This window comes from Mesorhizobium sp. M4A.F.Ca.ET.020.02.1.1 (genome assembly GCF_004022645.1).
GTDB lineage: Bacteria > Pseudomonadota > Alphaproteobacteria > Rhizobiales > Rhizobiaceae > Mesorhizobium.
Map to the genome: position 1 here is coordinate 1 of NZ_RZOI01001052.1, position 1521 is coordinate 1521.

Below are 1521 nucleotides of genomic sequence, written 5' to 3' on the forward strand. Positions count from 1 at the left end.
GTGCTGAGACACGCGCTGCCCAATGCGCTCGGGCCGATCGTCAACGCGATCGCGCTGTCTTTGTCCTATCTGGTCGGCGGCGTCATCATCGTGGAGACGATCTTCAACTATCCCGGCATCGCCAAGCTGATGGTCGATGCGGTCGCGACCCGCGATCTGCCGCTGATCCAGAGCTGCGCGATGATCTTCTGCCTCGGCTACCTTCTTCTCATCACGACCGCCGACATCGTCGCCATAATGTCCAACCCGAGGCTGAGATGACGATGGCGCGCGCGGCAGCCTCCCGGCGGTCCTTCCTGGGCCACAGCTACAACCTCGTCGGCGTCGTGGCCTCGCTGGTCATCCTGGCGTGGACACTGGTCGCGATCTTCGCGCCTTACATCATTCCCCATCCCATCGGCGACATCGTCGACGACGACTATTTCGGGCCGATGCGTCAGGGGCTGTGGCTCGGCTCGGACTATCTGGGACGCGACATGCTCTCGCGAGTTCTGATGGGCGCGCGCTACACCGTCGGCATATCGCTCGCCGCCGTCTCCATCGCCTGCTTTTCCGGCGTCGTGCTGGGTATGATAGCGGCCGTCACCGGCGGCTGGCTCGACACCTGCCTCAGCCGCTTCCTGGACGCCATGAACTCCATCCCCAGCAAGCTGTTCGGCCTTGTCGTCGTCGCTGCCGTCGGTTCGTCGATTCCGGTGCTGATCCTGACGCTCGCCGTCATCTATATCCCCGGCTCCTATCGCTTCGCGCGCGCGCTCGCCGTCAACATCAACACCATGGACTTCATGACTGTCGCCCGTGTCCGCGGCGAGAGCACCCTCTATCTCGTCGGCTCCGAGATCCTGCCCAACATCATCCGCCCGGTGCTCGCCGACTTCGGCTTGCGCTTCGTCTTCATCGTTCTGCTGCTCTCCGGCCTGTCCTTCCTTGGGCTCGGCCTGCAGCCGCCGCTCGCCGACTGGGGCGCGCTGGTGCGCGAGAACATCGGCGGCCTGCCCTTCGCGGCCCCCGCCGTCATCGTGCCTTCGCTGGCGATCGCCAGCCTCACCATCAGCGTCAACCTGCTGATCGACAACCTGCCGCAGAAGATCAGGGACCGGGACGCATGAGCAATCTCGTCGAGGTCAGGAACCTGAGGATCGAGGCGACGACCGACGCCGGACGGCTTGTCGAGATCATCAAAGGCGTCAGCCTCGACATAGCCGACGGCGAGATCGTCGCCCTGATCGGCGAAAGCGGCTCCGGCAAGACTACGGTGGCGCTCTCGCTGATGGGCTATGCGCGGCCCGGCTGCCGGATCACCGGCGGCGAGATCAACGTCAACGGCAAGAACATGGCCGCCCTTTCCGAAAAGGAACGCGCCAGGCTGCGCGGCACGGACATTGCCTATGTCCCGCAAAGTGCCGCCGCCTCCTTCAACCCCTCCTCCACCATCATGGAGCAGGTCATCGAGGTCACGCGCATCCACAAGCTGATGCCGCCCGAACAGGCCCGCCGACGCGCCGTCGAGCTGTTCAGGGC

At 64.8% G+C, this 1521-nt stretch carries 3 protein-coding genes; all 3 read left to right on the forward strand.

The window, feature by feature from the left end:
* Positions 1-261: ABC transporter permease (locus EN742_RS34670; protein WP_148670510.1), on the forward strand; the 261-nt coding region annotated here is incomplete at its 5' end.
* Positions 258-1109: an ABC transporter permease gene (locus EN742_RS34675; RefSeq protein WP_126058832.1), complete on the forward strand. Its 852-nt coding sequence runs from the start codon at positions 258-260 to the stop codon at positions 1107-1109. The genes EN742_RS34670 and EN742_RS34675, both read left to right, overlap by 4 nt.
* The coding region (locus EN742_RS34680; protein WP_128333858.1) for an ATP-binding cassette domain-containing protein at positions 1106-1521 on the forward strand (416 nt) is incomplete at its 3' end. The genes EN742_RS34675 and EN742_RS34680, both read left to right, overlap by 4 nt.

Excerpts from the sequence above, each read along its gene's own strand:
- EN742_RS34675 (WP_126058832.1), top strand. The coding sequence starts at position 258 with ATGACGATGGCGCGCGCGGCAGCCTCCCGGCGGTCCTTCCTGGGCCAC.